Source organism: Faecalicatena contorta, assembly GCF_021531995.1.
In the GTDB taxonomy this organism is placed as follows: domain Bacteria; phylum Bacillota; class Clostridia; order Lachnospirales; family Lachnospiraceae; genus Dorea_A; species Dorea_A contorta_A.
Genome location: NZ_JAFBIZ010000273.1, coordinates 1 through 841, shown reverse-complemented (window position 1 = coordinate 841; position 841 = coordinate 1). Strand labels below are relative to the sequence as shown.

Sequence of the window (841 nt, the reverse complement as noted above, 5' to 3'; positions counted from 1 at the left end):
CAATAATATTTACACGACCATGGATTCTATCTGCATACAATCTAAACATCGAAGTAAGTATTTCTAAAGAATCTTCCCTTTCAATCCCAGTACGCGACTGCCCAGTTCCTAACAAAGGAATATACAGATCATAACCATTTCCATGTTTATCGTAGTATCCAATTAACTTTATTATTGTGGAAATCAGCTCCTCTTTTGTATTCTGTGCATTGTTATTTTCGTCGAATTCTGATAAGGCTAATAAATAGAAAATTGTATTTCCATATTCATATACAGCAATCGTTCCTCTAAAATAACATTTACACTTTCCTCTGGTTTTTTCTGCCTGTTCAATCACTTTATATGGTTGAATACTCTGTAATTCAAGATTGTCCGTAATAACTTTGTCTAAATCTGCTACACTTATCCCTTTTTTCACCATCTTATTAATCCACTGACCGTGTATTGTCCTTGCACTTACTAATGGCTTGTCAATACTAGATAAATCAGTATCAACGATAGTATCAAAAGTAGTATTCACACTAACTACAACAATCTTTTTCTGTCCATTCTTTGAAAACGCAATATTCCAAAGATCATCATACTTTACATATAACTTACCCTTGATTTTTTCAACACATTTATAAACCATTGTTCTCACTGTAGCATACAAAATTGAAAAAAAAGAATAGCTGCAATAACTGCTACGCCCTTCAAAGCAGAGTCGAGTTTAAAGTCATTTTTATCAATAAATAGAAGAACACCTGAAGCAATGGCAAACAAAATACCTGCCATATTTTTTAAATGCATCACAAATCTTTCAGAATTCAATTTAATTTTATTCATCAACTGTCCACCTTCC

At 32.2% G+C, this 841-nt stretch carries 2 protein-coding genes; both read right to left on the bottom strand.

Annotation, left to right across the window (positions count from 1 at the left end):
* Positions 1-631: macro domain-containing protein (locus JQM82_RS15895; RefSeq protein ID WP_235251391.1), on the bottom strand; the 631-nt coding region annotated here is incomplete at its 3' end.
* Between the two features lie 5 nt (positions 632-636).
* Positions 637-841, bottom strand: a 205-nt coding sequence (locus tag JQM82_RS15890) for a hypothetical protein (RefSeq protein ID WP_235251390.1), incomplete at its 5' end; no start/stop codon positions are given.